The 26,873-nt window shown below is 70.3% G+C and carries 25 protein-coding genes; 17 read left to right on the top strand and 8 right to left on the bottom strand.

Annotated features, from left to right (window positions below):
- Nucleotides 1-248: 248 nt before the first annotated feature.
- The 5 genes from OG226_RS32870 to OG226_RS32890 are packed head-to-tail and all read left to right on the top strand — an operon-like array spanning nucleotide 249 to nucleotide 4,588.
- On the top strand, nucleotides 249-1,304 hold the full coding sequence (locus OG226_RS32870) for a PhoH family protein (RefSeq protein ID WP_328683421.1): 1,056 nt from the start codon (nucleotides 249-251) through the stop codon (nucleotides 1,302-1,304).
- Nucleotides 1,305-1,316: 12 nt separating this feature from the next.
- Nucleotides 1,317-1,814, top strand: a complete 498-nt coding sequence (gene ybeY / locus OG226_RS32875; protein WP_033285959.1) for an rRNA maturation RNase YbeY — start codon at nucleotides 1,317-1,319, stop codon at nucleotides 1,812-1,814.
- A 33-nt stretch (nucleotides 1,815-1,847) separates the two neighbouring features.
- Entirely contained in the window at nucleotides 1,848-3,155 is a 1,308-nt protein-coding gene (locus OG226_RS32880; protein WP_328683422.1) for a hemolysin family protein, read from the top strand.
- Nucleotides 3,152-3,511 (top strand): MmcQ/YjbR family DNA-binding protein, encoded by a 360-nt coding sequence (locus tag OG226_RS32885; protein WP_033285961.1) that lies wholly within the window; start codon nucleotides 3,152-3,154, stop codon nucleotides 3,509-3,511. Before OG226_RS32880 ends, OG226_RS32885 begins: the two co-directional genes overlap by 4 nt.
- Nucleotides 3,512-3,553: 42 nt before the next feature.
- The gene (locus tag OG226_RS32890; RefSeq protein ID WP_329350919.1) at nucleotides 3,554-4,588 is read left to right on the top strand and encodes a S66 family peptidase; all 1,035 of its coding nucleotides are present in this window, start codon (nucleotides 3,554-3,556) and stop codon (nucleotides 4,586-4,588) included.
- A gap of 4 nt (nucleotides 4,589-4,592) precedes the next feature.
- Here OG226_RS32890 and OG226_RS32895 read toward each other — a convergent pair whose 3' ends face one another.
- Nucleotides 4,593-6,017, bottom strand: a complete 1,425-nt coding sequence (locus OG226_RS32895; protein ID WP_329350920.1) for an MFS transporter — start codon at nucleotides 6,015-6,017, stop codon at nucleotides 4,593-4,595.
- Between the two features lie 91 nt (nucleotides 6,018-6,108).
- On the opposite strand from OG226_RS32895, the gene OG226_RS32900 reads away from it, so the two are divergent.
- The 5 genes from OG226_RS32900 to OG226_RS32920 all read left to right on the top strand — a co-directional run bounded on the left by OG226_RS32900 (nucleotide 6,109) and on the right by OG226_RS32920 (nucleotide 10,907).
- Nucleotides 6,109-6,981, top strand: coding sequence for a helix-turn-helix transcriptional regulator (locus OG226_RS32900; protein WP_328683425.1), 873 nt, complete (start codon nucleotides 6,109-6,111; stop codon nucleotides 6,979-6,981).
- A gap of 44 nt (nucleotides 6,982-7,025) precedes the next feature.
- Complete coding sequence (locus OG226_RS32905; RefSeq protein ID WP_329350921.1) at nucleotides 7,026-7,379, top strand: cytidine deaminase; 354 nt, start codon at nucleotides 7,026-7,028, stop codon at nucleotides 7,377-7,379.
- Nucleotides 7,380-7,781: 402 nt separating this feature from the next.
- Nucleotides 7,782-8,267 (top strand): hypothetical protein, encoded by a 486-nt coding sequence (locus tag OG226_RS32910; protein WP_328683427.1) that lies wholly within the window; start codon nucleotides 7,782-7,784, stop codon nucleotides 8,265-8,267.
- Nucleotides 8,268-8,486: 219 nt separating this feature from the next.
- On the top strand, nucleotides 8,487-9,803 hold the full coding sequence (locus OG226_RS32915) for a beta-xylosidase (protein ID WP_328683428.1): 1,317 nt from the start codon (nucleotides 8,487-8,489) through the stop codon (nucleotides 9,801-9,803).
- A gap of 78 nt (nucleotides 9,804-9,881) precedes the next feature.
- Complete coding sequence (locus OG226_RS32920; RefSeq protein WP_329350922.1) at nucleotides 9,882-10,907, top strand: WxL protein peptidoglycan domain-containing protein; 1,026 nt, start codon at nucleotides 9,882-9,884, stop codon at nucleotides 10,905-10,907.
- On the opposite strand, the gene OG226_RS32925 is transcribed toward OG226_RS32920, so the two are convergent.
- Nucleotides 10,801-11,139, bottom strand: coding sequence for a P-II family nitrogen regulator (locus OG226_RS32925; protein WP_328683430.1), 339 nt, complete (start codon nucleotides 11,137-11,139; stop codon nucleotides 10,801-10,803). The two genes, OG226_RS32920 and OG226_RS32925, sit on opposite strands and share 107 nt — an antisense overlap.
- On the bottom strand, nucleotides 11,136-12,476 hold the full coding sequence (locus OG226_RS32930; protein ID WP_443066928.1) for an ammonium transporter: 1,341 nt from the start codon (nucleotides 12,474-12,476) through the stop codon (nucleotides 11,136-11,138). Before OG226_RS32930 ends, OG226_RS32925 begins: the two co-directional genes overlap by 4 nt.
- Before the next feature lie 153 nt (nucleotides 12,477-12,629).
- On the opposite strand from OG226_RS32930, the gene era reads away from it, so the two are divergent.
- Nucleotides 12,630-13,598 carry a GTPase Era gene (gene era / locus OG226_RS32935; RefSeq protein WP_329350924.1) on the top strand — a complete coding sequence of 323 codons (969 nt, stop codon included), beginning with the start codon at nucleotides 12,630-12,632 and terminating at the stop codon, nucleotides 13,596-13,598.
- Nucleotides 13,599-13,769: 171 nt separating this feature from the next.
- Here era and OG226_RS32940 read toward each other — a convergent pair whose 3' ends face one another.
- Entirely contained in the window at nucleotides 13,770-14,615 is an 846-nt protein-coding gene (locus OG226_RS32940) for a helix-turn-helix transcriptional regulator (RefSeq protein ID WP_329350925.1), read from the bottom strand.
- Between the two features lie 119 nt (nucleotides 14,616-14,734).
- On the opposite strand from OG226_RS32940, the gene OG226_RS32945 reads away from it, so the two are divergent.
- Entirely contained in the window at nucleotides 14,735-15,589 is an 855-nt protein-coding gene (locus OG226_RS32945) for an NAD-dependent epimerase/dehydratase family protein (RefSeq protein ID WP_328683434.1), read from the top strand.
- A gap of 18 nt (nucleotides 15,590-15,607) precedes the next feature.
- Here the strand turns inward: OG226_RS32945 and OG226_RS32950 are convergent, their stop codons facing one another.
- The 4 genes from OG226_RS32950 to OG226_RS32965 all read right to left on the bottom strand — a co-directional run bounded on the left by OG226_RS32950 (nucleotide 15,608) and on the right by OG226_RS32965 (nucleotide 19,641).
- Complete coding sequence (locus OG226_RS32950) at nucleotides 15,608-16,867, bottom strand: MFS transporter (protein WP_329350926.1); 1,260 nt, start codon at nucleotides 16,865-16,867, stop codon at nucleotides 15,608-15,610.
- Nucleotides 16,864-18,189: a GH1 family beta-glucosidase gene (locus tag OG226_RS32955; protein ID WP_443044822.1), complete on the bottom strand. Its 1,326-nt coding sequence runs from the start codon at nucleotides 18,187-18,189 to the stop codon at nucleotides 16,864-16,866. The genes OG226_RS32950 and OG226_RS32955 overlap by 4 nt, the downstream gene beginning before the upstream one ends.
- Before the next feature lie 70 nt (nucleotides 18,190-18,259).
- Nucleotides 18,260-18,526, bottom strand: coding sequence for a protealysin inhibitor emfourin (locus tag OG226_RS32960; protein ID WP_328683437.1), 267 nt, complete (start codon nucleotides 18,524-18,526; stop codon nucleotides 18,260-18,262).
- A gap of 47 nt (nucleotides 18,527-18,573) precedes the next feature.
- Nucleotides 18,574-19,641, bottom strand: a complete 1,068-nt coding sequence (locus OG226_RS32965; protein ID WP_328683438.1) for a M4 family metallopeptidase — start codon at nucleotides 19,639-19,641, stop codon at nucleotides 18,574-18,576.
- 370 nt (nucleotides 19,642-20,011) lie between these two features.
- On the opposite strand from OG226_RS32965, the gene leuA reads away from it, so the two are divergent.
- The 5 genes from leuA (at nucleotide 20,012) to OG226_RS32990 (ending at nucleotide 26,769) form a co-directional block, all read left to right on the top strand.
- The gene (leuA, locus tag OG226_RS32970) at nucleotides 20,012-21,751 is read left to right on the top strand and encodes a 2-isopropylmalate synthase (protein WP_328683439.1); all 1,740 of its coding nucleotides are present in this window, start codon (nucleotides 20,012-20,014) and stop codon (nucleotides 21,749-21,751) included.
- Nucleotides 21,752-21,947: 196 nt separating this feature from the next.
- On the top strand, nucleotides 21,948-22,652 hold the full coding sequence (locus OG226_RS32975) for a TerB family tellurite resistance protein (protein ID WP_328683440.1): 705 nt from the start codon (nucleotides 21,948-21,950) through the stop codon (nucleotides 22,650-22,652).
- A gap of 151 nt (nucleotides 22,653-22,803) precedes the next feature.
- Nucleotides 22,804-24,876, top strand: coding sequence for an MMPL family transporter (locus tag OG226_RS32980; protein WP_329350927.1), 2,073 nt, complete (start codon nucleotides 22,804-22,806; stop codon nucleotides 24,874-24,876).
- Between the two features lie 25 nt (nucleotides 24,877-24,901).
- Nucleotides 24,902-26,101, top strand: a complete 1,200-nt coding sequence (locus OG226_RS32985) for a sensor histidine kinase (protein ID WP_443044823.1) — start codon at nucleotides 24,902-24,904, stop codon at nucleotides 26,099-26,101.
- On the top strand, nucleotides 26,098-26,769 hold the full coding sequence (locus OG226_RS32990) for a response regulator transcription factor (RefSeq protein ID WP_329350928.1): 672 nt from the start codon (nucleotides 26,098-26,100) through the stop codon (nucleotides 26,767-26,769). Before OG226_RS32985 ends, OG226_RS32990 begins: the two co-directional genes overlap by 4 nt.
- Nucleotides 26,770-26,873 lie beyond the last annotated feature (104 nt).

Here is a 26,873-nt window from a genome sequence, read left to right on the forward strand (position 1 = left end):
CTGACGCAGCACATTGTCCGTACAAGCGAGGGGGCGCGAACAGGGCTCACGGCGGCACCCCGCGCGCCTCCTCTGCGCCGGACACGCGCCCCGAGCAAAGCGGGACAGGCCCGGATTTCGTGGCCCGACGGTCACCGAAAAGCCCTACGGCGTTGTCAGTGGCCCGGCGTACCCTGGAAACCACCAGGCCGCCCTTGTGGCGGGCGAGTCTTTTCGAGGAGGACGAGCAAGGCCTACAGAGCCGGCCCATGACTCAGACACCCACAGCTCACAGCCCCGCGCAGGAGCAGGCGAAGGCACGGTTCACCGTCCCCGCCCAGCATCCGATGGTCACCGTCCTGGGGTCCGGAGACGCCCTCCTGCGCGTGATCGAGAAGGCCTTCCCGGCGGTCGACATCCACGTCCGGGGCAATGAGATCAGCGCGGTCGGCGACGCCCGCCAAGTCGCCCTCGTCCAGCGCCTGTTCGACGAGATGATGCTGGTGCTGCGCACCGGGCAGCCGATGACGGAGGACGCAGTGGAACGCTCGATCGCCATGCTGCGGGCGAGTGAGAACGGGGATGGTCCCGAGGAGACACCGGCCGAGGTGCTCACCCAGAACATCCTGTCCTCGCGAGGCCGCACGATCCGCCCCAAGACCCTCAACCAGAAGCGGTACGTCGACGCGATCGACAAGAACACGATCGTCTTCGGCATCGGCCCCGCCGGCACCGGCAAGACCTACCTCGCCATGGCCAAGGCGGTCCAGGCCCTGCAGGCCAAGCAGGTCAGCAGGATCATCCTGACCCGCCCGGCGGTCGAGGCGGGCGAGCGGCTGGGCTTCCTCCCCGGCACCCTCTACGAAAAGATCGACCCGTACCTGCGCCCCCTGTACGACGCCCTGCACGACATGCTGGACCCGGAGTCGATCCCGAAGCTGATGGCGGCGGGCACGATCGAGGTGGCACCGCTGGCATACATGCGTGGCCGCACCTTGAACGACGCCTTCATCATCCTGGACGAGGCCCAGAACACGAGCCCCGAGCAGATGAAGATGTTCCTCACCCGGCTCGGCTTCGAGTCGAAGATCGTGATCACCGGTGACGTGACGCAGGTCGACCTGCCGAGCGGTACGAAGTCGGGGCTGCGGCAGGTGCAGGACATCCTGGAGGGGCTCGACGACGTGCACTTCTCCCGCCTGTCGTCGGCGGACGTCGTACGGCACAAGCTGGTCGGCCGTATCGTCGACGCGTACGAGCAGTACGACAGCGAGAACGGTACGGAGAACGGCACCCACAAGGGTGCCCGTGACAAGCGGAAGTAGATCAGCACGACCATGTCGATCGACGTCAACAACGAGTCCGGAACCGAGGTCGACGAGCAGGCGATCCTCGACATCGCCCGCTACGCCCTCGCGCGGATGCGCATCCACCCGCTCTCCGAGCTCTCGGTGATCGTCGTGGACGAGGACGCCATGGAGCAGCTCCACATCCAGTGGATGGACCTGCCCGGGCCGACCGATGTCATGTCCTTCCCGATGGACGAGCTGCGTCCGCCGAGCAAGGACGACGAGGAGACTCCGCAGGGGCTGCTCGGTGACATCGTGCTGTGCCCGGAGGTCGCCGCGAAGCAGGGGGCCGAGGCCGAGACGCAGCACACCATGGACGAGGAGCTCCAACTCCTCACCGTCCACGGTGTGTTGCACCTCCTCGGCTACGACCACGAGGAGCCGGACGAGAAGGCCGAGATGTTCGGTCTCCAGGCCGCCATCGTGGACGGCTGGCGCGCGGAGAAGGGCCACACCGGCCCCTCCCCGGCACCGACGGTCTCCTAGAGCACGGGGTAAGGGCACAGGTAAGTACGCCTCATGAGTCCTCAGATCGTCGTCGGGGCCATCGCCCTTGTCGTTGTCGCCTGGCTAGCCGCCTGCGCGGAGGCGGGCCTCGCGCGCGTCTCCAGCTTCCGCGCCGAGGAGGCCGTACGGTCCGGCCGGCGCGGCAGCGCCAAGCTCGCGCAGGTCGCGGCCGACCCGACCCGCTACCTCAATGTCGCCCTGCTGGTCAGGGTGGCCTGCGAGATGGCCGCCGCCGCGCTCGTCACCTACGAGTGCCTGCACGTGATCCACGGCACCGCGCCCGCGCTGCTGGCCGCGATCGGCGTCATGGTCCTCGTGTCGTACGTCGCGGTGGGGGTCTCCCCGCGCACGATCGGGCGCCAGCACCCGCTGAACACGGCCACGGCGGCGGCGTACGTCCTGCTGCCGCTCGCGCGGATCATGGGCCCGATCCCGTATCTGCTGATCCTCATCGGCAACGCGCTCACCCCCGGAAAGGGCTTCCGGCGCGGCCCGTTCGCGTCCGAGGCCGAGCTGCGCGCGCTGGTGGACCTCGCCGAGAAGGAGTCGCTGATCGAGGACGAGGAGCGCCGCATGGTGCACTCGGTCTTCGAACTCGGCGACACCCTGGTCCGGGAGGTGATGGTCCCGCGCACCGACCTCGTCGTCATCGAGCGGTACAAGACGATCCGCCAGGCCCTCACCCTCGCGCTCCGCTCCGGCTTCTCGCGGATCCCGGTGACCGGGGAGAGCGAGGACGACATCGTCGGCATCGTGTACCTGAAGGACCTGGTCCGCAAGACGCACATCAGCCGCGACGCCGAGTCCGAACTCGTCTCGACGGCCATGCGGCCCGCCACCTTCGTGCCCGACACCAAGAACGCCGGTGACCTGCTGCGCGAGATGCAGCAGGAGCGCAATCACGTCGCCGTCGTCATCGACGAGTACGGCGGCACGGCCGGCATCGTCACCATCGAGGACATCCTGGAGGAGATCGTCGGCGAGATCACCGACGAGTACGACCGGGAACTGCCTCCGGTGGAGGAACTGGGCGACGACCGCTACCGGGTCACCGCCCGCCTGGACATCGGCGACCTCGGCGAGCTGTACGGCTTCGAGGCCTACGACGACGAGGACGTGGAGACGGTGGGCGGGCTGCTCGCGAAGGCCCTGGGCCGGGTCCCGATCGCCGGCGCCTCCTCGGTCGTGGAGCTGCCCGACGGACGCGAGCTGCGGCTGACGGCGGAGGCCTCGGCCGGCCGTAGGAACAAGATCGTGACGGTGCTGGTCGAGCCGGTGGATCCGGCCGGCCCGGCCGAGGAGGAGACGAAGCCGGAGTGAGCCCCGAGGAACTGCGCGCGTTCTGCCTGTCGTTCAACGCGACGGTGGAGGACTTCCCGTTCAACCCGGACACCTCCGTCTTCAAGGTGCTGGGCAAGCTCTTCGCCCTGACCCGGCTGGACGGCCGCCCCCTCACGGTCAACCTCAAGTGCGACCCGGAGGACGCGATCCGCCTTCGGGAGGAGCACGAGGGGCTGATCATCCCCGGGTACCACATGAACAAGCGGCACTGGAACACGGTGACGGTGGACGGGGGCCTCCCGGACCGGCTCCTCAAGGAACTGATCGAGGACTCGTACGACCTGGTCGTGGCCGGGTTGCCGAGGGCGGAGCGGCTGCGGCTCGACCGGCCTTAAATCCCGGTGAGCGGCTGTTGAAGGCGTGTCAGAATCCGGCGTATGGCTGCTGCTGTGCGATATCCGCGTCCTCTGCGCCCCGGCGACCGTGTCGGTGTCACGTCTCCGTCCAGCGGGGTCCCGGACGCGCTGCGCAAGCGCCTCGATGTCGCGATCCGTGCTGTCGAGGCGCGCGGGTACGAGGTCGTCGTCGGCCGGTGCATGGACGGGGCGGGTCATGTCAGCGCCCCGGCCGGTGAGCGGGCCGCCGAGCTGACGGACATGCTCACCGATCCCGGCATCCGGGCTGTGGTGCCTCCGTGGGGCGGGGAGACCGCGATCGACCTGGTGCCGTTGCTCGACTTCGAGCGGATCGGGCGGGCCGAACCGACCTGGGTGGTCGGCTACTCGGACATCTCGACCCTGTTGACGCCGCTGACCCTGCTCACCTGGACCGCGACCGTGCACGGCAACTCCCTTATGGAGACGCCCTATCGGGCCCCCGAAGGGCTGCTGTCCTGGCTGGACATCGCGGCCTCGCCGCAGGGGGAGCCGTTCACGCAGACCCCGCCGGGCCGCCATCGAAGCCCGGGCCGGGACGACTTCGTGGGTCACCCGGAGGTCCGGGACCTCACCCTCGACACCCCGGGGCGCTGGACCCGCCTCGACGGTGACGGTGACGTCGACATCGAGGGCCGGCTGATCGGCGGCTGCGTCGAGACGCTGGCCAATCTCGCCGGGACGCCGTACCTGGACGTCGCCGCCTTCGCGCGGAGCGCGGCCCCCGAGGGGCTGCTCATGTATGTCGAGGCCTGCGAGGACAACGCGTTCACCATCTGCCGGAACCTGCACGGCATGCGGCTGGCCGGGTTCTTCGACGCGGCGAACGCCGTGCTCGTCGGCCGGACCCACGCGCCCGACAGTCCCACGCTCACCCAGCACGAGGCCGTCATGGACGCGCTCGGACCCTTGGGCGTGCCGGTGGTCGCCGATGTCGAGTGCGGTCATGTCCCGCCGTATCTGCCGCTCGTGAACGGAGCGCGCGGCCGGGTCGTCCACACGGCCGCGCGCTCCGAACTCGTCCAGACCCTGGACTGACATCTCATACGGCGGCCGGGTGGGCCTTCCGGTTCCTGCCGAGGCCTACGGCCACCAGCACCGCCGCCCCCAGCGCGATCGCCGCGTCGATGCCCACGACTGTGTGGACTCCCGACATGAGGTCGCCCGAAGTGGTGGCGAGGACGCCCAGGAGCGGGATGCCGATGGTGATGCCGACCTGCTGGGTGGAGGTCACCAGGCCGGTGGCCAGGCCCTGTTCCTCGTCGGGGACGCCCGAGGTGACCGTCAGGCCGTAGGAGATGATCGCGCCCAGGTGGCACATGCTCGCCAGGGATACGGCGGCCGTCGCCACCCAGACCGACCGGGTGTGGGTGGTGAGGGTGAGGAGGGTGGCGGTGAAAGCCGCCTGGCCGGTGAGGGACGCGATCAGGGTGCGGCGGGCGCCGATGCGGCCGATGACCTTCGGGGCGTAGACGCCGGCCACCGCCGAGAGGACGCCCTGGACGCCGAAGACCAGGCCCGTCTCGAAGGACGACAGGTGCAGGATCTCCTGGAGGTACAGGGTCAGGACGAAGACCACCGTCGACATCATCGAGAAGGTGACCAGACCGCCCAGGTTGCCCCACGCCACCGTGCGGCGGCGCAGCATCGGGAGCGAGACCAGGGGCTGGGGCGTGCGGGACTCGATGTACACGAAGGCCGTGAGGAGCAGGACGCCCGCGATCAGGGTGGCGATGACGTCCGGGTGGGCGAAGCCGTGGTCGGCCGCCGTCGACAGGGCGTAGATCAGGGCCAGTAGGCCGCCGGTGACCGTGATCGCGCCGGGGACGTCCGGACGTGGGCGGTCCGGGGTGCGGGACTCGGGGAGCAGGGCGGGGGCCAGCGGGAGGACCAGGACCGCGAACAGGGTCAGCAGGGCCATCGTCGAGCGCCAGCCGAACGCGTCGGTCAGGACACCGCCGGCCACCATGCCGACCGTGAAGCCGAGCGAGAGCAGGGTGCCGGAGATGCCGAGCGCGCGGTCGCGGGCCGGGCCCTCGGGGAACGTGGTGGTGAGGAGGCTCATGCCGGTGGGGACGATCGCCGCCGCGCCGAGGCCTTGCAGCGCCCGGCCCGTCAGGAACGATGCCGGGTCCCACGCGAAGGTGGCCAGCAGGGAGGCCGCGCCGAACAGGGCCAGACCGGTGAGGAACAGTCGGCGGCGGCCGTAGAGGTCTCCGATGCGGCCGAAGAGGAGCAGGAAGCCGCCGGACGGGAGCGCGAACGCGGTGACCGCCCACTGGAGTCCGGACCGGCTCATGCCGAGGTCGGCGCCGAGGGTGGGCAGGGCCACGTTCAGGACGGAGAAGTCCAGGGCGACCATGAACTGGGCCGCGCAGAGGACGAGGAGGACGAGTCTGTCGCGGGTCGAGAGGTGTGGGGTGCCGAGTGGTTCGTGGGTGGTGGGGGCTGTGGTGTCGGTCGCCATGTGTCGAGCTTCCGGCCGTCGGAATAGCCGTGGGGAGCCGGAAGTTGTGCTGGTGGTGGCACCACCAGCCTTGTACGAGGGGGATCCGTACGTGTCCGAGGACGCGCTGAAGAGTGAACGGCTGCGTGAGCTGCGGGAGTTCCTGATGAGCCGCCGGGCGCGGGTGTCGCCGGCCGAGGCGGGGCTGCCGGACGGCGGGGCGCGGCGGCGGACGCCGGGGTTGCGGCGCGAGGAGGTCGCGGTGCTGGCCGGGGTGGGGGCGTCCTGGTACCAGTGGCTGGAGCAGGGGCGGGACATCTCGGTGTCGCCGCAGGTGCTCGACTCCGTCGCGCGGGTGCTGCGGCTGAGCAATGCCGAGCGACGGCATCTGTATCTGCTGGCGGGGTTGAATCCGCCCGCACCGGAGGTGGCGCCGGAGAAGCGGGACATGTGTGACGGGCTGCGGCGGCTGATCGATGCGTGGATGCCGTATCCGGCGCACATCATGGACATGTACTACAACTGCGTGATGTACAACGCCGCGGCGGCGATCGTCCTCGGAATGCGTCCGGGGAACACGCAGAACTGTCTCGTCGACTTCTTCGTCGATCCGCTGTACCGGTCGCGGTCGAAGAGCTGGGAGCGGAACGCTCGGACCGTCGTCGCGCAGTTCCGGGCCGCGTCCTCGGCCCGGCCGGACGACGAGGGGTATCGGGCGGTGTTCGAACAGCTCGCGGAGTGCGCCGAGTTCGCCGTGCTGTGGGCGGAGCGGGACATCGAGGATGCCGGGCAGATCCGTAAGGAGCTCGATCATCCGTTGGCGGGGCTGCTGGTCGTGGAATCCACGGCGATGAAGGTGCCGGCCCGGCCGGATCTCACGATCGTGCTGCATACGCCGTTGGACGAGGCGGACACGGCGGAGAAGCTGGAGTGGCTGGCGTCGCCCGAGGGGCGGCGGGGGGCGATGTACCCCGTGGCCGGGTGAGGGTCCTTGTCGGTCCTCGTCCTTGCCCTTCGTATGCTCTGTTCATGACCGACAGCAGCGCGCTTGCCCCCGAGGACCGCAAGATCGTCACCCTGGCCCGTTCGGCTCGGGCCCGTAATGGTGTGCCGGAGGGTGCGGCCGTGCGGGACGAGACCGGGCGTACGTATGTCGCCGGGACGGTTGCTCTTTCGTCGCTGAAGCTGAGCGCGTTGCAGACGGCTGTTGCCATGGCCGTTGCTTCCGGGGCGAAGTCGTTGGAGGCGGCGGCGGTGGTGACGGAGGCGGAGTCGGTGGCTGCGGAGGATCTGGCGGCTGTACGGGATCTGGGTGGGGCGGAGACGCCGGTGTTGGTGGCTGGGCTGGACGGGGTCGTTCGGCTGACTGTCGCTGCCGGCTGAGGTGGGTGCTGGGGGCTCCGCCCCCAGACCCCCCATCGGCCCTGAAGGGGCCTCGTCCTCAAGCTCCCCCAGAGGGGGGACCCCCAACGGGCTGGAATATGCGGGCCTGCGCTGAGAAGTGGCCCTGTACGGGCTGAAATTTGCAGGCCTGCGCTGAGAAGTGGGCCCGAGATGCTGACAGATCCCCCGCGCCGGAAATGTCCCCGTGTCCGGAATTAACCCGTCCAGATTTCGCCCTTGCTCTCCCCCCGTCTCCCGCGCATCAATGGAACCGTAAGTTCCGACGGACCGTCAGATTCCCGCTCGCGTGGCGCACCGCACCGCGTTCGTGAGGGGTTTTTGAGGTGGTTGGTCCGTCCGTCCCCACATGGCATTCCCAGACACGGGAAGGGAACCGGATCCATGAAAGGCAAGCTGAGCAGCAAGCGAATCGGTACCGGTGCGGCACTGGTGACGGGGGTCCTCGCGGCCGCCTCGCTGGCGTTCGCGCCCAGCGCGCTCGCCGTCACTCCCCAGACGGCGACGATCACCGCGGACTGCGGCATCTTCGGCGGAGGCGCGGCAACGCTCACCGCCACGCAGGACGGCACCGCGGCCACGGTCACCATCACCTCCTCCATCACGGCGCCGCTCCCCCTGTCGGCAGACTCCATCTCCTCGACCTTCACGTTCGAGAACGCGAGCGGTGGCACCACCGTCTTCAGCGGCACGAAGAACCCGGCCATGGCGACCGGCGACGCGGTCACCGTCGGTCCGCTCGACGGGACCGTGGCCTCAGGCGACAGCCTGGAGGCGTACGGCGGGTCGCTGCAGATGACGATCTTCGGGATCGCCGTCACGTGCACGGCCACCGGACCGCAGTCACCGGGTCCGTTCGTGTTCGACTGAGAAGTCGGCCGAGACGTCGGCTGAGCAGTCGATCAGGTAGTCGGCCGAGAATTCCCCCCACGGGCTCAACTGGGCCGTCGGTTCCCGCTGTTGCGGGAGCTGACGGCCCATCAGTTTGTTTGGGTGTGTGCATTGACTTCTCACGCGATCCCCACATCAATGCCCCCTGTGGGCGCAGATGAGCCGCTGCGCCCATCGTCCTCAGGAGGGGGCACAGCCATGGCTACGACATTCCGAAGACGCCGTTGGGCGTCGTTGCTCGGGGTGACCGCGCTCGCGGTCGCCACGGGCGGTGCGCTGGCCTGTCCGGCCGGTGCGTCCACGAACGTGGACTTCGCAACGCACTGCATCCCGCCGGCGATCGCGGGCATCCCGCCGATCGACGGCACCACGACCGCCGCGATCACGGTGGACAACACCGCGCCGAAGGTCGGCGACACCGTCACCGTGACCTACACGGTGGTCAAGCCGGCCGCCAGCAACCCGACCGCGATCGCCCTGCCGGCCGACATCATGACGCCCACCGGGAAGGTCACCCTCGGCGGTGCCCAGACCGGCAGCCTCACGGTGGCCGGGCCCAAGAAGAACGACCCGGTGCCGGGCAACGGCGCCTTCCCGTCGTTCTCCATGACCGGCACCTTCACGGTCACCACCCCGGGCGCGATCACCCTCTCGCCCGGCGACTACAACATCCACACCAGCTACATCCTGGAGCTGGACACCCCCTGCACGGTGACGAACCCGCCGGCGCCGGTCTCCGAGACCGTCACCGCGACCGCCACCGTTCCGGTCAACACCCGTGCGATCAGCCTGGGTTCGGCCTCCGGGAACGCCGGTGACAGCGTCGCCGTGACCGGCAGCAACTTCACCCCGGGTGCCACCGTGACCCTGGCCGGACGGTCCGGAACCGCCCAGACCGCGGACACGGCGACCGTCACGGCGAGCAGCAGCGGCACGATCAGTGGTTCGCTCGTCGTCAACGACAAGACGACCACCGGGATCGTGGCCTACGAAGGCAGTGCGTGGAGCGCTGACCTCGGTGCCGGTCCGGCCGCCTACGTCGTCAACGACACCACGCCCGTTCCGCCGGGGAGTCAGAAGCTGACGACCACCGTCAAGGCGGGCACGCTGTCGATGGCGCAGGCCGGGGACGCGGTAGGTCTCTCCGCCGTCGACTTCGGCAAGGGCGGTGCCTCCACGGGCGCCCTCAACACGGTGACGGTCCAGGACTTCCGCGGCGGACCCGCGGGCTGGTCCCTGACCGGCAAGGTCACCGACTTCACCGGTCCCGGCGCCAAGATCGATGCCGGGGCGCTGAGTTGGACGCCCGCCTGCGCCACCAAGGCGGGCAGCCCGAGCACCTGCGCGGCCGGTTCGGCGGGCACGGTGGGCAGTTCGGGAGCGACGCTCGCGTCCACGCCCGACGGCACGCTCACCGGCGGCCAGTTCACCGTCGACGCCGGACTCTCCCTGAACGTACCGGCGTTCACGCCTCCGGGCGCGTACTCCGGCGTGCTCACGCTGACGCTCACCTGACCGTCCGCCTCACCTCCGGTGGCCGGGCGACCGCACCCGCCCGACCGCCACACACCTCGTCCGTGGGGGTCCGCACCCATGCGCAAGCTGTACGTCCTCCTCCTGAGCCTCTGCCTCGGCCTCTGTTCCGGAGTGCTCGCCGCGCCCTCCGCCCACGCGGCGGACAACGGCAGTTGGTCCGTCTATCCGGCCGCCTCGCAAGTCGCCGCGCGGCCGTACTTCTATCTCTCCGCCGACCCCGGCCAGACCATCCAGGACAAGGTCGTCGTCGCCAACAAGACGGCCAAGCCGCTGACTTTCCGGCTGTACGCGGCCGATGCCTACAACACCGCGCGTGACGGCGGGTTCGCCGTGCGGACCGTGACGGAGACGATGCGGGGCGTGGGCGCGTGGGCGAAGCCCGCCAAGTCCCGGGTAACCGTGCCTGCCCACAGGACAGTCACCGTGCCGTTCACCCTGCGCGTGCCCGAAGGGGCCGAACCGGGCGACCACCCGGGCGCGTTGGTCGCCCTCGACGAACGCGTCGACAAGGGCGATGGTTCACTCGCCCTAGGCGTGCAGCGGGCCGTCGGCGCCCGCGTCTACCTCCGGGTCAGCGGACCGACGCTGCCCGCACTCGCCGTAGAACACGTGCGGGTGTCCCATCACCAGCCGCTGGTACCGGGGTTGGGGGACAGTGCCGCGACGATCTCCTACACACTGCACAACACCGGGAACGTCACCCTCGATCCGAAGGTGACGCTGAAGGCGCAGGGGTTGTTCGGCCGTACGTTGCTCTCGCGCGGACTGACCCGTATCCCCGCCGAGTTGCTGCCGGGGCAGAGTGTGAAGCTGAGCGAGCCGTGGAAGGGGTCGCCCCAACTCGACTGGGGGGACATCACGTTGACCGCGAGTGCGCCGGGGACGAAGCAGTCGGCGAGCGCGTCGTTCTTCGCGCTGCCGTGGCTCGCGGCGGCGCTGCTGCTCGCGGTCGGGTTCGTCGGGGGAGTGCTCGCGGTCAGAGCGCGTCGGGGCCGCGTTCGCCCGTCCGAACCCGTACGACCGTCTCGACCGGGATCGACCACACCTTCCCGTCCCCGATCTTCCCCGTCTGCGCGGCCTTGACGATCGCGTCGATCACGGCCTCCGAGTCCGCGTCGTCGACGACGACCTCGATCCGCACCTTGGGGACGAGGTCGACGCGGTACTCGGCGCCGCGGTACACCTCGGTGTGGCCGCGCTGCCGGCCGTAGCCGCTGGCCTCGGTGACGGTCAGGCCGTGCACGCCGAGCTCCTGGAGCGCCGTCTTGACCTCGTCGAGGCGGTACGGCTTGACGATCGCGGTGATGAGCTTCATGCCTGGGACTTGACCTTCTGCAGGGAGGGGAGGGACGGGCCGACCGGGGCTCCGTGGCCCAGGACGCCGTGATCGTATGCGCTCTCGGCGTGCACCGTAAGGTCAAGCCCCGTCCGCTCCTCCTCCTCACTCGCCCGCAGCCCCATCACCCGGTCGAGCAGCTTCCCGATGCCGTACGTCACGAGGAACGCGTACGCCCCTACGGCGACCACGGCCACCAGCTGCCTGCCGAGCTGGGCGAGCCCGCCGCCGTAGAGGAGGCCGTCCGTCTTTCCGGTCAGTTCGGTGGTGGCGAAGACGCCGATCAGGAGGGTGCCGATGATGCCGCCGACCAGGTGGACCCCGACGACGTCGAGCGAGTCGTCGTAGTTCAGCTTGAACTTCCAGCCGACCGCGTACGAGCAGACGGCACCGGCGGCGAGGCCGACGACGAGGGCGCCGAGGAGGGAGACCGAGCCGCAGGACGGGGTGATCGCGACCAGGCCGGCGACCGCGCCCGAGGCGGCGCCCAGGGTGGTGGGGTGGCCGTCGCGCTTCTGTTCGACGAAGAGCCAGCCGAGCAGGCCGGTGCAGCCGGCGGTGAGGGTGTTGAGGAAGGCCGCGGCGGCGAGGCCGTTGGCGCCGAGCGCGGAACCGGCGTTGAAGCCGAACCAGCCGAACCAGAGCAGGCCCGCGCCCAGCATCACCATGGGGAGGTTGTGCGGGCGCATGGCGTCTTTCTTGAAGCCCAGGCGGGGGCCGACCACCAGGCAGAGGGCCAGACCCGAGGCGCCGGACGTGATCTCGACCGGGAGGCCGCCCGCGAAGTCGAGGGCGCCGAGGTGCGCCGCGATCCAGCCGCCGGGGCCCCAGACCCAGTGCGCGACGGGAACGTATACGAGGAGCGCCCAGACGGGTACGAAGACCAGCCACGCCCCGAACCGCACCCGGTCGGCCACCGCGCCGCTGATCAGGGCGGCGGTGATGATCGCGAAGGTGAGCTGGAAGGTGGCGAAGAGGAGGGTGGGGACGGTGCCGTGGACGGAGTTCGGGCCGAGGCCCGCCATCCCGGCGTGCTTCAGACCGCCGATGAGTCCGCCGCCGATGTCGTCGCCGAACGCGAGGGAGTAGCCGGCGGTCAGCCAGACCACCGTGACCAGGGCGATCGACACGAAGCTCATCATCAGCATGTTGAGGACGCTCTTCGTGCGGACCATGCCGCCGTAGAAGAGGGCCAGGCCCGGGGTCATCAGCAGGACGAGGGCGGTGGCGGCGAGCAGCCAGGCGGTGTCGCCGGTGTCTACGTGTGCTGCGGCTTGGGCGGCTTCGGTGACAGAGAGGGTCACGGTCGTCTCCAACGGTGTGGGGGCTCGTCAGAGGTTCACCGGCCCGGGTTTCCGGTTGTGCACGTCCGTGTTTCCGTGACGTTTCATTGCGTCGGGGTTACCGAAAGCTCACCGTGTGAGGCTCTGGTGGACTGTTGTGCGGCGAGGGCCTGTGGATCAGGGACAATGGGCGCCATGAGCGTTCGTACCCCGTCATCCAAGCCGTCTGCGTCGTCGGAGGCTCCCCACCGCGCCGGCTTCGCCTGCTTCGTGGGCCGCCCCAACGCGGGCAAGTCCACCCTTACGAATGCTCTGGTCGGCCAGAAGGTGGCGATCACCGCCAACCAGCCGCAGACCACGCGCCACACGGTGCGCGGCATCGTCCACCGGCCGGACGCGCAGCTGATCCTGGTGGACACGCCTGGGCTGCACAAGCCGCGCACGTTGCTCGGGCAGCGGCTGAACGACATCGTCCGTACGACGTGGGCCGAGGTCGACGTCATCGGTTTCTGCCTGCCCGCGAACGAGAAGCTCGGCCCGGGTGACCGTTTCATCGCGAAGGAACTGGCGTCCATCAAGAAGACGCCGAAGATCGCGATCGTCACGAAGACCGACCTGGTGGACTCCAAGACACTTGCCGAGCAGTTGATCGCCATCGATCAGCTCGGCAAGGAGCTTGGCTTCGAGTGGGCGGAGATCGTGCCGGTGTCGGCCGTCGCGGGCCAGCAGGTGGGTCTGCTGGCCGATCTGCTCATTCCGCTGCTGCCGGAGGGGCCGGCCCTTTACCCCGAGGGCGACCTCACGGACGAGCCCGAGCAGATCATGATCGCGGAGTTGATCCGGGAGGCCGCGCTGGAGGGGGTTCGGGACGAGCTTCCGCACTCCATCGCCGTCGTGGTGGAGGAGATGCTCCCTCGCGAGGACCGGCCTGCCGACAAGCCGCTCCTCGACATCCATGCGTTCGTCTACATCGAGCGGCCCAGCCAGAAGGGCATCATCATCGGGCCGAAGGGTGCGCGGCTGAAGCAGGTCGGTATCAAGTCGCGTCAGCAGATCGAGGCGTTGCTCGGTACGCCGGTGTTTCTCGACCTGCATGTGAAGGTGGCGAAGGACTGGCAGCGGGATCCTCGGCAGTTGCGGAAGCTGGGGTTCTAGAGGGGGAGTTGGGGGTTCCGAGGCTTTTTCTCGCCCCCGCCGCCCCTACCCGTCCCATCCTCCAGGGGCTCTGCCCCTTCGACCCCGACACGGGAGCCGGCCCCCGGACCCCCGCTCCTCAAACGCCGGAGGGGCTGAATCGTTGCCGCCCGGGCTTGATCTTTCAGCCCGTCAGGCGGTGGGGGTCATGTCCTGCACGCCTATCACCCGGAGCAGTTGGAGCCGTTCGTGCGACTCCGTGCCGGGGCGGGCCGTGTGGATGATCAGGAGGTGGTGGGTGTCCCGGTTCAGGAGGATTTCGCAGTCCAGCTCCATGAGGCCCACCAGAGGGTGGCGGAAGCGCTTCGTGGACCGGCGGCGTACCGCCACCTCGTGTTCCTCCCACAGTCGTGCGAACTCCTCGCTGGACGACCGGAGTTCGGCCACCAGCGCGGCCGGCTCGGGGTCGTCGGGGCGGGCCGCGGCGACCGCCCGTAGGTTCGCGACATGGGAGCGCGCGTGGTCCGGGATGTCCTCCGGGGGGAACAACTCCCGTGCCGTCGGGTTCAGGAAGAAACGGCGGAGCAGGTTGCGGTCCTGGGGCGGGCGGGCGAACACGTCGCCCGTCAGAGCTCGCGACATCGCGTTCTGCGCGATCATCTCGCCGCAGTCGCTCGACACATGCGCCGGGGTGTCGTGCAGCCGGTCCAGGACCAGGAGCAGTCCCGGCCGCAGGTGCGAGGAACCCCCTCCCCGTCGCGGTGGCTCCTCGCCGGCCAGGTGGAACAGGTGGTCGCGTTCGTCGTCCGTGAGCCGTAGCGCCCGCGCGAGCGCCGTGAGCATCTGGCGGGACGGGTGCGGGCCGCGGGCCTGCTCCAGGCGCGTGTAGTAGTCCACGGACATACCGGTCAGCTGGGCCACCTCCTCGCGGCGCAGGCCCGGCGTACGGCGGCGGGGCCCGGCCGTGAGGCCCACGTCGGCGGGGTCCAGGCGGGCCCGGCCGCGGCGCAGGAAGTCGGCGAGTTCGGCTCGGTTCACGCTTCCAGGGTGCGGCAGTCCGCCCGGCTTATCCAGGGACCGCCGATCCCCTGACCGGAAGGTCTCTCCCGGTACCGGCCCGTCCGCCCAAAGCTGGTACGAGACGAGAGGAGCACAACATGTTGACACTGGTGACAGGCTCGACGGGCCAGGTCGGACGCCGCTTCGTACCGAGGCTGCTGGCGCAGTCCCGGCCGGGGGAGCGGGTACGGGTACTGGTGCGGGACGCGGCCCGGGGCGAGCGATTCGCCGACCTGGGCGCGGAAGTCGTACTCGGCGATCTGCGCGACCCGGACGCCCTCGGCAAGGCGGTCTCCGGCGCCGACGCGGTCGTGAACGTCGCCGCGTCCTTCCGCGGCGTACCGGACGACGAGGCCTGGGCCGTCAACCACGAAGCGGCGGTGGCCCTCGGCCGAGCAGCCCTGACCTCCGGCGTACGCCGCTTCGTCCAGGTGAGCACCGGGATCGTCTACGGCGCCGGTCGCGGCCGACCCCTGACCGAGGAGGACGAGAGCAGGCCGGGCGGCGAGATGTGGGGCGCCTACGGCGAGTCGAAGGTGGCCGCGGAACGGGAGCTGCTGGCCCTCACCGACATGGACGTCCGTGTGGCCCGGCTCCCCTTCGTCTACGGCGAGGGCGACCCCCACCTGGTCAACTCCCTCCAGTGGGCGGCACATTGGGCCTCGAACCAACGCCTCCACATGGGCCACCACGCCGACGTCGCCCAGGGCCTCCTCCGCATCCTGCACGCCCCGGGAATCGCCGGCCGCGTCTACAACATCGCCGACGACGCCCCAGTCACCGCGGTCGACCTGCACCTGCTCAACGGCGTCGAGATCCCCGCCGAACTCGCCCGGCACACCGACCCGGACCCCTGGTTCGGCATCATGTCCACGGAACGCATCCGCCGCGAACTGGGCTACCGCCCGATGTTCCCGACGGCATGGTCGGCACGGGACGCGGGCGTGCTCTGACCCCGCCCCCACACCTGCTCAGTCCACCCCCCGAATCCGCCGGACCAACAACGCCCCCGCCATCCCGATCACCGCGGACACCAGATACAGCACCCGGTACCCGCCCAGATACGTCACGATCGGCGCGGCGAGGGCGGGGGCCGCGACCTGGGGCAACGCGTTCGCCACGTTGATGACGCCGAGGTCCTTGCCGCGGTCCACGGCCTTCGGGAGTACGTCGGTCATCAGGGCGAAGTCGACCGACGTGAAGACGCCGAAGCCGATGCCCAGGACCGCCGCCGCGACGACCGCGCCCGGCCAGGTCTGCCAGCCCGCGAGGACCGCCGTCGCCACCGCCATCAGGACGCCGGACCAGAGCACGAACGGCTTGCGGCGGCCGACGCGGTCCGACCAGACCCCGCCGACCACCACCGTGGCCAGCAGTGTCAGGCCGTTCACCGCCGTGAGGATCAGGACGCCCTGGTCGGGGTCGTGGTAGTGCAGGCGGTCGCGCAGGTAGTAGAGGAGGTACAGCAGCACCAGCGCGTTGCTCAGGTTGATCAGGAAGCGGGTCAGCCACGCCCAGCCCAGGTCGGGATAGCGGCGCGGGCTCAGCCAGAAGCCCCGCAGGAAACCCTGCCAGGACCACGGCGGGCGGGTCTCCGGCGGCAGTCGGAGGTCCTTGTGGCGCAGTACGTACGGCAGCACGCCCACCGCCGTGAACACCGCGCACGCCACATAGCCCGCCCCGATGCCCCCGGCCGCCGTCGCCAGACCCGTACCGCCGACCACGCCCAGGATCTGCGCGGCGCCCAACCAGCCGCCCACAGAACCCCGTTGGAGCCTCGGCACCCGGTCAGGCACGGCCGCCGTGACCGCCGCGAAGGCCGCGTTCAGGGTGAGTTGGACCAGGCACCAGCCGGCCGCCATCGTCCACACCCCGCCGGCACCCGCGAGCAGCAGCAACGACAGCGCCCCGCCCGCGGCCCCGCCCACGATCCACGGCGTACGGCGGCCCCACCGCGCCGTCGTGCGGTCGGACAGCGCGCCGAACAGCGGATTGGCGACCAGCGACACCAGCGCGCCCGCGCCCGTCACCCACGCCAGCATCGACTCCTTGGACATGCCGGTGCCCGGCGCGAAGTCCTTGGCCTGTGACGCCAGCAGGATCTGCAGCGGGCCGTACCAGCCCACCCAGATCGCCCCGTTGGCCAGCGACAGCGCGGACGTCCAGCCCCGGCCCACGCGCTCGACAGGTTCAGCCAGGGCATCCACGGAAGAACGTCCCGTCGTCGTCATCTCTGAGCCCGGAGCATGCCCTGGAACCAGCCGTACGACGCCTTCGGAGTGCGCGCCTGTGTCGCGTAGTCCACGTGTACGAGGCCGAAGCGGCGCTCGTAGCCCTCCGCCCACTCGAAGTTGTCCAGCAGCGACCACACGAAGTACCCGCGGACGTCCACGCCCGCCTCCAACGCCCCGTGCAGCGCCCGGACATGGCCGTCGAGGTAGGCGATCCGGTCCTGGTCGTCGACGCCGTCGTAGGAGCAGCCGTTCTCGGTGATGACGACGGGTGGGAGGCGGTCGCCGTAGCGGTCGCGGAAGGTGGTGAGGAGTTCCGTGAGGCCCTCGGGGACCACCGGCCAGCCGAAGTCCGTCACCGGGACGTTCTCGATCTCCCGCACGGAGAAGGGGAGTTCGGCGGGGAGTGTCAGGCCGCCGAACTCGATCTCCGCGCCCTGGGGTGCCCCGACCCTGCTCGGGGCGTAGTAGTTGATCCCGTACCAGTCGATCGGTTCGGAGATCACCTTCAGGTCGGACTCGACGTCGCCCGGCATCAACTCGCCCAGTCCGGACGGGTATTCGCCGAGCAGGAGCGGATCGGCGAACAGGCGGTTCAGGAGGAGGTCGTAGAAGTTGGCCGCCTCGATGTCCTCCGGCTCCTGCGAGGCGGGCCAGGTCGGGCCGTGGGAGTTGGCGATCCCGATGTCGGTGGCACCGGCCGCGCGCAGCGCCCGTACCGCCAGGCCGTGGGCCAGGAGCTGGTGGTGGGCCACCGGCAGCGCGTCGAACAGGAGCGTCCTGCCAGGGGCGTGGGCGCCCAGCGCGTGGCCCAACAGGGTGTGTTCCGCAGGCTCGTTGAGGGTGATCCACTTCTTCACGCGGTCGCCGAGGCGGTCGGCGACCACCGACACGTACTCCGCGAAGCGGGACGCCGTGTCCCTGTTCAACCAGTCCTGCGTGACCGGGAGATCCCAGTGGAACAGGGTCGGGACCGGACGGACGCCCGCCTCGCCCAGTTCGTCGACGAGACGGTCGTAGAAGTCGAGGCCGCCGGGGGAGTTCACCCGCGGCCAGGAGATCGAGAAGCGGTACGCGTCCACGCCCAGGTCGGCCAGGAGGGCCACGTCCTCGCGGTGGCGGTGGTAGTGGTCGCAGGCCACCGCCGCCGTCGAGCCGTCCTTGATCCGGCCCGGCTCGGCCTCGAACCGGTCCCAGACGGACGGTTCGCGTTCGTTTGCGGCGCCCTCGATCTGGTGGGCCGAAGTCGACACGCCCCAGAGGAAATCGGCCGGGAACCGAGGTATCGGATTGCCTGCATCAGTCGCCATGCGCCGGATCATGGGTACCGGCGGTAACGGGTGTCAACGGGCGGGCGTGAACAAGCAGTTACGCCCGCCCGGGGACATCGGCTCACGCGCCTTCCTTCAACACCCTTGAGATCAGCTCCCGTTGATCGTCGGTGAGCCGGGGGTCGGCCGTGTGCACCGTTTTTCCGTCCACCGTGATCTCGTAGTGGAAGCCGTCCGGGACCCCCGTCGTGGGAACGCTGTGGCCGGCGGCGACCGCCCGTTCGGCCAGCGCGTGCCACTCATGGGCGTCGGGCCGCGTCGAGGTGTCGACCTCGCCGCGGCGCTGGATGCCGCCGAACCCGCCCGTGCGCCGTACTTGAATACGCATGGTCCCTGTCTAGTACGGATCGGGTGCGGTGACGAGGCGAGGAATCCCTAGGTGGTGGGCACTCCGACCTGCTCCCAGGCCTTCTGTACCGCCTGCAACTCCTCGCCGCCGTCCCCGAACCGTGTCTTCGCGGCGGCCACGGTGAGGGTCGCGAAGTCCGCGAACAGGGCGTCCTTCTTCAGCTCGCCGCCGGTCAGGACGTCGTACCAGATCTGGCCCGCCTTCTCCCAGGCGTGCCCGCCGAGCGCGTCGGCGACCAGGTAGAACGCGTGGTTGGGGATGCCGGAGTTGATGTGCACGCCGCCGTTGTCGCTGCCCGTGTTGACGAAGTCGTCCATCGTCGCGGGCTGCGGGTCCTTGCCGAGGGCGGCGTCGTCGTAGGCCGTGCCCGGGGCCTTCATGGAGCGCAGGGCGACGCCGGAGACGCGCGGGGCGAGGAGGCCCGCGCCGATCAGCCAGTCGGCGTCGGCGGCGGTCTGGCCGAGTGTGTACTGCTTGATGAGCGAGCCGAAGACGTCCGAGATCGACTCGTTCAGGGCGCCGGACTGGCCGAAGTAGGTCAGGTTCGCGGTGTACTGCGTGACGCCGTGGGTGAGTTCGTGGCCGATGACGTCGACCGGGATGGTGAAGTCGAGGAACAGCTCGCCGTCGCCGTCGCCGAACACCATCTGCTCGCCGTTCCAGAACGCGTTGTCGTACTTCACGTCGTAGTGGACGGACGCGTTGAGCGGCAGGCCCTCGCCGTCGATGGAGTGCCGGTTGAAGGCGTTGAGGTACAGCTCGAAGGTGGCGCCGAGCCCGGCGAAGGCGCGGTTGACGGTGGCGTCCTTGCCGGGGTCGGAGCCCTCGGCACGCACCTTCTTCCCCGGCAGGTCCTGCTTGTGCTTCGCGTCGTAGATCGTCCGCCGCGGCTTGTCGGACACGGTCGGCGCGGCGAGGGTCGGGGCACCGATGACCGTGGTCAGCCGGCGGTGGGTGCGCTCGTAGGCGTCGCGCTCCAGGGTCTCGCGGGCGGGACCGGAGAGCGCGGGGTCCTCGTGCTGGGCGAGCTTGTCGAGGACATGCGGTGGCACGATCGTGCAGAAGACGGGCTCGAAGCCCCCGTGAGTCGTCATGTCCGGCACGATTGCACTCCGTTAGAGCCATGTCACTACGCGCGACCTTGATTGGTGAAATGTGCGGATGCTCCACTCAAGAGTGGTCGCTCTGTGTTATCGAGTGACGGCCGAGTGTGGCTGGTCGCGCCCACGCGGCGGAGCCGCATATCGATACGGCCCCGCGCCCCTGGGGGGGTGTGGTCCCGCATGTTGATACGGGGCCGCGTGTCCGCGGCGGCTCGGCTAGCATGCTTCGCATCATGCGTATCGGGCTGCTTCTCCTTAGCTGCCGCGGCGAGGGCCTGTAGTCGAGGCCGACCCCCTCCCCGCGGAGTCTGGCGTTGCGCCGTCGGCCGTCCTTCAGGACACCACGAGGAGCCCCCGCATCATGGCAACCAGCCACAGCCGCGCCAATCGCCAGCAGCCCAGTTCCATGCCGATCCAGAAGTACGGCCGGTACGAGCAGGTCGACATCCCCGACCGCACCTGGCCCTCGCAGCGGATCACCGTCGCCCCCCGCTGGCTCTCCACGGACCTGCGCGACGGCAACCAGGCCCTGATCGACCCCATGTCACCGGCGCGCAAGCGCGCGATGTTCGACCTGCTGGTCACGATGGGCTACAAGGAGATCGAGGTCGGCTTCCCGGCCTCCGGCCAGACCGACTTCGACTTCGTGCGCTCGATCGTCGAGGAAGAGGGCGCGATCCCGGACGACGTCACGATCTCCGTGCTGACGCAGGCCCGCGAGGACCTGATCGAGCGGACCGTGGAGTCCCTGAAGGGCGCCAAGCGCGCGACCCTGCACCTCTACAACGCGACCGCGCCCGTCTTCCGCCGCGTGGTCTTCCGCGGCTCCAAGGACGACATCAAGCAGATCGCCGTCGACGGCACCCGCCTGGTGATGGAGTACGCCGAGAAGCTGCTGGGCCCCGAGACCGTGTTCGGGTACCAGTACTCGCCGGAGATCTTCACGGACACCGAGCTGGACTTCGCGCTGGAGGTCTGCGAGGCGGTCATGGACGTCTGGCAGCCCGGCCCGGACCGCGAGATCATCCTCAACCTGCCTGCCACCGTCGAGCGTTCGACCCCCTCCACCCACGCGGACCGCTTCGAGTGGATGGGCCGTCACCTGTCCCGCCGCGAGCACGTGGTGCTGTCGATCCACCCGCACAACGACCGCGGTACGGCCGTCGCCGCCGCCGAGCTCGCGCTGATGGCCGGCGCCGACCGCGTCGAGGGCTGCCTGTTCGGCCAGGGCGAGCGCACCGGCAACGTCGACCTGGTCACCCTGGGCATGAACCTGTTCTCGCAGGGCGTCGACCCGCAGATCGACTTCTCCGACATCGACGAGATCCGTCGTACGTGGGAGTACTGCAACCAGATGGAGGTCCACCCGCGCCACCCGTACGTGGGCGACCTGGTCTACACGTCCTTCTCCGGCTCCCACCAGGACGCCATCAAGAAGGGCTTCGACGCCATGGAGGCCGACGCCGCCGCCAAGGGCGTCACCGTCGACGACATCGAGTGGGCGGTCCCGTACCTGCCGATCGACCCGAAGGACGTCGGCCGGTCCTACGAGGCCGTCATCCGGGTCAACTCGCAGTCGGGCAAGGGCGGTATCGCGTACGTCCTGAAGAACGACCACAAGCTGGACCTGCCGCGCCGGATGCAGATCGAGTTCTCCAAGCTCATTCAGGCCAAGACGGACGCCGAGGGCGGCGAGGTCACCCCGAAGCAGATCTGGGCGACCTTCGAGGACGAGTACCTGCCGAACCCGGACAACCCCTGGGGCCGTATCCAGGTGAAGACCGGCCAGTCGACCACCGGCACCGACGGCGTGGACACGCTCAAGGTGGAGGCGAGCGTCGACGGCGTCGACACCGTCCTGACGGGCACCGGCAACGGCCCGATCTCCGCGTTCTTCGACGCCCTGCAGTCCGTCGGCATCGACGTACGGCTCCTGGACTACCAGGAGCACACGATGAGCGAGGGAGCCTCCGCGCAGGCCGCCTCGTACATCGAGTGCGCGATCGACGACAAGATCCTGTGGGGAATCGGCATTGACGCGAATACGACACGTGCGTCCCTGAAGGCGGTCGTCTCCGCCGTCAACCGCGCTACCCGCTGAACCATCCTGACCGGCGGTTTACTCGTCGTCGAAGGGCCCCGTACGCCGGTCTCCGGTGGGCGGGGCCCCGTCGTTTCCCGGCCATTCCATGTGCAGGTCACGGAGAGGTCTCGTCCGGGGTACTGACTCCGGCTCGACAATGTGGCTAACATCACGCCAGCGCGGCGATGTTGCCGCGGCGTTACGGAGGTGCGACGTGCTGCCTGAACGGGGACGAGACGGCCGAGTTGTCCATGAGGGCCGAGCGGCGCGCGTGCTGGGCATCCGTACCGCGTGGACCAGCGTCGGAGACGGCGAGTTCTTCTGCCCCGGATGCGGGGGCGACCGCAACTACCAGCGGCTCACCGGGCGCCGCCGCTTCACCCTGCTCGGCATGCCGGTGCTGCCGCGCGGCGACACCGGCCCCGTCGTCGAGTGCGCGGCCTGTCAGGGCCACTACGGCACCGACGTCCTCGACCACCCCACCACCACCCGCTTCTCCGCGATGCTCCGCGACGCCGTGCACACGGTCGCCCTCGCGGTCCTCGCGGCGGGCGGCAGCTGCGCCCGTACGTCCCTGGAGGCCGCCGCGGGCACCGTCCGGGCCGCCGGCTTCCAGGACTGCACGGAGGACCAGCTCGGCGCCCTCGTCGAGGCGCTGGCCGCCGACACCGGCCGGGTCTACGGCGAACCCAGCGGCGCGGGCCTCGCCATAGAGCTGCACGAGGCCCTGGACCCGCTCGCCCCCCACCTCGCCCCCGCCGGCCGCGAGTCGATCCTGCTCCAGGGCGCCCGCATCGCCCTCGCCGACGGCCCCTACACGCCGGCGGAACGCGACGCCCTCGCCACGGTCGGCGCCGCCCTCACCATCGGCTCGGACGACGTGACCCGGCTGCTGGCGGCGGCGCGCACGCCCTCATGACCCCGGCCAGTACTCCCCAGGGAGTAACACGGCCGCGCGGACACCCCTGGCAGTAGTCCCGAACTCGCCCTCCCGCGCGACGATTCGCCCCTCCCGCGCCGGAAGTCTGGAGAGCGCAACCAGACATCCGCGCCGGAGGGGGGCCCGTTCCATGGGGGCCGAACAGAGGAACAGCACACGCCGACGAGCCATCCCCTGGGTGATGCTCGCGCTCTGGATCGGGGTGCTCGCGCTCGCCTCGCCGTTCGCGTCGAAGCTCGGCGACGTCACGCACGACAGAGTGACCGACTATCTGCCCGCGAGCGCCGACTCCACCCAAGTCGCCAGGATCCAGCAGGAGTTGCCGGGCGGCCAGAGCACCGAACTGGTCCTCGTCTACCACCGCGACACCGGACTCACGGCCACCGACAAGGCCACGGCGGCCCAACAGCTCGCGCGGATCGGCACGTTGCACCCGCCGGCCGCCACACCCCACGGCGTCCCCTCCGCCGACGGCACCACGCTCATGTACCCGGTCACCAGCAACTGGCCCGGCACCGACGAGAAGAGGCGCACCGCCCTTGTCGACGACATCCGCCAAGTCGCCCACGGCACCGGCGGGTTGACGGTCGACGTCGGCGGCCCCGGCGCCCTGGCCACCGACTCCGGCAAGGTCTTCGACTCGCTCGGCGGCCCCCTGCTCTACACGACCGTCGCCGTCGTCGCCGTCCTCCTGATCATCATCTACCGCAGCCCGGTCCTCTGGCTGGTCCCGCTCGCGGTCGCCGGAGTGGGCGACTTCCTCTCCATGGGCATCTCCTACGGCCTCAACCACGCCTTCGGGACCACCATTTCGGGCCAGAGCACGGGCGTGATGACCATCCTCGTCTTCGGCGCGGGCACCGACTACGCCCTCCTGCTCATCTCCCGCTACCGCGAGGAACTCCGCCGCGTCGAGCGCCCCTACGACGCGATGCGCGCCGCCCTGCGCGGCTGCGGCCCCGCCGTGCTCGCCTCCTCCGGCACGGTCGCCGCGGGCCTGCTCTGCCTGCTCGCCGCCGACCTCAACTCCAGCCGCGGAATGGGCCCGTTGGGCACGGTCGGGGTTCTGTCCGCGCTGGCCGCGATGCTCACCCTTCTCCCCGCGCTCCTCGTCCTCCTGGGCCGCCGCGTCTTCTGGCCGCTCGTCCCGGCGCACGGCTCCACGCCCAAGGCCCGCCGGTCCCCTTTCACCGCGATGGGCAGATCGGCCGGACGCCGTCCGCTGCTCGTCCTCGTGGCCGGCGCCGCCGTACTGGGCGCACTCGCCCTGGGCACCCTGAACCTCCCCGGCTCCCTCAAGCAGGACGACTCCTTCGTCGACCGCCCCGACTCCGTCACCGCGATGCGCACCCTCGCCGCGGCCTACCCCGAACGCTCCGCGCAGCCCATCGACGTCGTCACCCCGGCCGCCCGCGCCGACGCGACCCTCGCCACGATCCGGGCCACGCACGGTGTCGCGGGCGCCCAGGAGGGCCGTAGCGGAAAGGGGTGGACGGAGATCTCCGTCACCGCCGTGGGCGTGCCGCAGTCGGCGGCCGAGACGCGCACGATCACCGACCTGCGGCACACGCTCAAGGGGTCGTATGTCGGTGGGCCGAGCGCTCAGCAGTTGGACCTCCGGGACACCAACGCGCGGGACCGGATGGTCGTCGTGCCGATCGTGCTCGTGTCCGTGCTGCTGATCCTGATCGTGCTGCTGCGGTCGCTGGTCGCGCCGTTGATGCTGGTGGCCGCCGTGATCGCGGTGTGGGGCGCGGCACTTGGCATCGGCGGGCTGGTGTTCGGGCCGGTGTTCGGCTTCGCCGGGACCGATCCGGGGCTTGGGCTGCTGTCCTTCGTCTTCCTGGTGGCCTTGGGCGTCGACTACGGCATCTTCCTCATGCACCGGATGCGGGAGGAGGCGAGCCGGGGCGCCGAACCGGTCGCCGCCGCCCTGACCGCCCTGCGGACCACGGGCGGGGTCATCGCCTCCGCCGGGCTGGTCCTGGCGGCGACCTTCGCGGTGCTGACGAACATGGGGCTCGTGCAACTCGTCGAGCTGGGCTTCGTGATCGCGGTGGGCGTGCTGCTGGACACCTTCCTCGTGCGGACGTACCTGGTGACCAGCGCGAGTGTGCTGCTGCGGCGGAAGGTGTGGTGGCCGGGGCGGCTGTCGAGGGAGCCCGAGGCCGTACGTCCGGAGCGGCAGCCGGAGCCGGTGTGAGGGGCTCGTACGGGACCGGTGGAGGATGAACCCCGTGCAGGCGACGAGACTGAGTGCCCGGCGGCAGGACGTGTTCCTCGCCGTCGGGCTCGCCGTGCTCGCGTCCGTCGTCGCCGTCAGTTTCGGCAGCGGACGGCGGCCGGACGCGCTCGGCTGGACGCTGCTGCTCGCGCTGCACGTCCCGCTGGCGTGGCGGCGCCGGGCCCCGCTGACGGTGCTGTGCCTGATGATCCCGCTGATCGCGTTCTATCACCAGCAGGAGTACGACCACTCGGCGCCGACCGCCGCCTCCATGGTTCTCCTGTACACGGTGGCCGTCACGGGGAGCACCCGGCGGACGGTGACCATCGGCTGTGCGGTGGTCGCGCTGATGCTGGTGCTGAAGGCGGGCCACGGTATGGCGGGGGTCGCCGTGAGCTTCCAGATCACCGGGTGGATCGTGTCGATGCTCGTCCTCGGCGGCTACCTCCGCGTCCACCGTCAGCTGACGGAGGCGGCCCTGGAACGCGCCGAGCGCGCCGAACGCACCCGCGAGGAGGAGGCCCGCCGCCGCGTCGCCGAGGAACGCCTGCGCATCGCCCGCGACCTGCACGACCTGCTCGCGCACAGCATCACCCTCATCGGCGTCCAGACGTCGGTGGCCGCGCACGTGCTGGCCGAGGACCCCGGCCGCCTGGACCGGGCCGCGGTAGCGAAAGCCCTCGACGACATCGCCGACACCTGCCGCAGCGCACGCGGTGAACTGCGCACCACGCTGGAGGTGCTCCGCGACCGCGGTCCCCTCGACGACGAACACGGTCCACCCGACCAGCGCGGCCCACTGCCCGGCCTCGACGGACTGCCCGACCTCGCCGCAACGGCCCGTGCGGCGGGGGCGAGGGTGGACCTGTCGGTGGGGACCGGGGCGGGCATCCCGGCGGCGGTGGGCGCGGCGGCGTACCGGATAGTCCAGGAGGCACTCACCAATGCCGTACGACATGGCGGGCGCGCGGATCTCACGGTCCGGGTCGGTGTGCACGAGCGCGACGGCGCCCTCCGCGTGGACGTCACGGACGACGGCGCGGGCACCGGTGACGGCACCCCCGGCTTCGGTCTTGTCGGCATGCGGGAACGGGTCCGCAGCGTCGGCGGCACGCTGGACGCCGGGCCGCTGGACGAACGGGCGGGCTTCGCGGTGAGCGCCGTACTGCCGCTGCGGGCGCGGGAAGAGGAGGAGGCACGATGACCGCCACCGCCATCCGGGTGCTCCTCGCCGACGACCAGACCCTCGTACGGGCCGCGTTCGCGATGCTCGTCGAGTCGGCGCGGGACATGGAGGTCGTGGGGCAGGCCGCGACCGGACGCGAGGCGGTCGCGCTCGCCCGTACGACGCGCGCCGACCTCGTCCTGATGGACATCCGCATGCCGGACCTGGACGGCATCGAGGCGACCCGTCTGATCGCGGCCGACGAGGACCTCGCCGGGGTGCGGATCCTCGTCCTGACGACCTACGACACGGACGAGAACGTCGTGGACGCGCTGCGTGCCGGCGCGTCCGGATTCCTGGTCAAGGACACCCGTCCGGCCGAACTCCTCGACGCGATCCGCACGGTGGCGGCCGGAGAGGCGCTGCTGTCGCCGGGCCCCACGTCCCGGCTGATCGCCCGCTTCCTGCGCACCCCCGTCGCGCCCGCCACCGGCGGCCCCGCATGCCTCTCCGCACGCGAACGCGGAGTCCTCGCGCTGGTCGCGCGCGGCCTCAACAACACCGAGGTGGCCGAAGCGTTGGGCCTGAGTCCGCTCACCGCGAAGACGCACGTCAGCCGCATCATGGGCAAGCTGGGGGCGCGCGACCGGGCGCAATTGGTGATCGTGGCGTACGAGTCCGGGATGGTGACGCCGGGGAGGCTGTGACGGACAGACAGGTCGGCGTCGTTCGGCGGGCGCGACCTCCGTGAGGCGACGTCCGTGAGGGGGACCTTCATGGGGGAGACCTCCATGAGAGCGACCTCCATGAG

The sequence above is a fragment of the Streptomyces sp. NBC_01261 genome, from assembly GCF_036226385.1.
GTDB lineage: Bacteria > Actinomycetota > Actinomycetes > Streptomycetales > Streptomycetaceae > Streptomyces.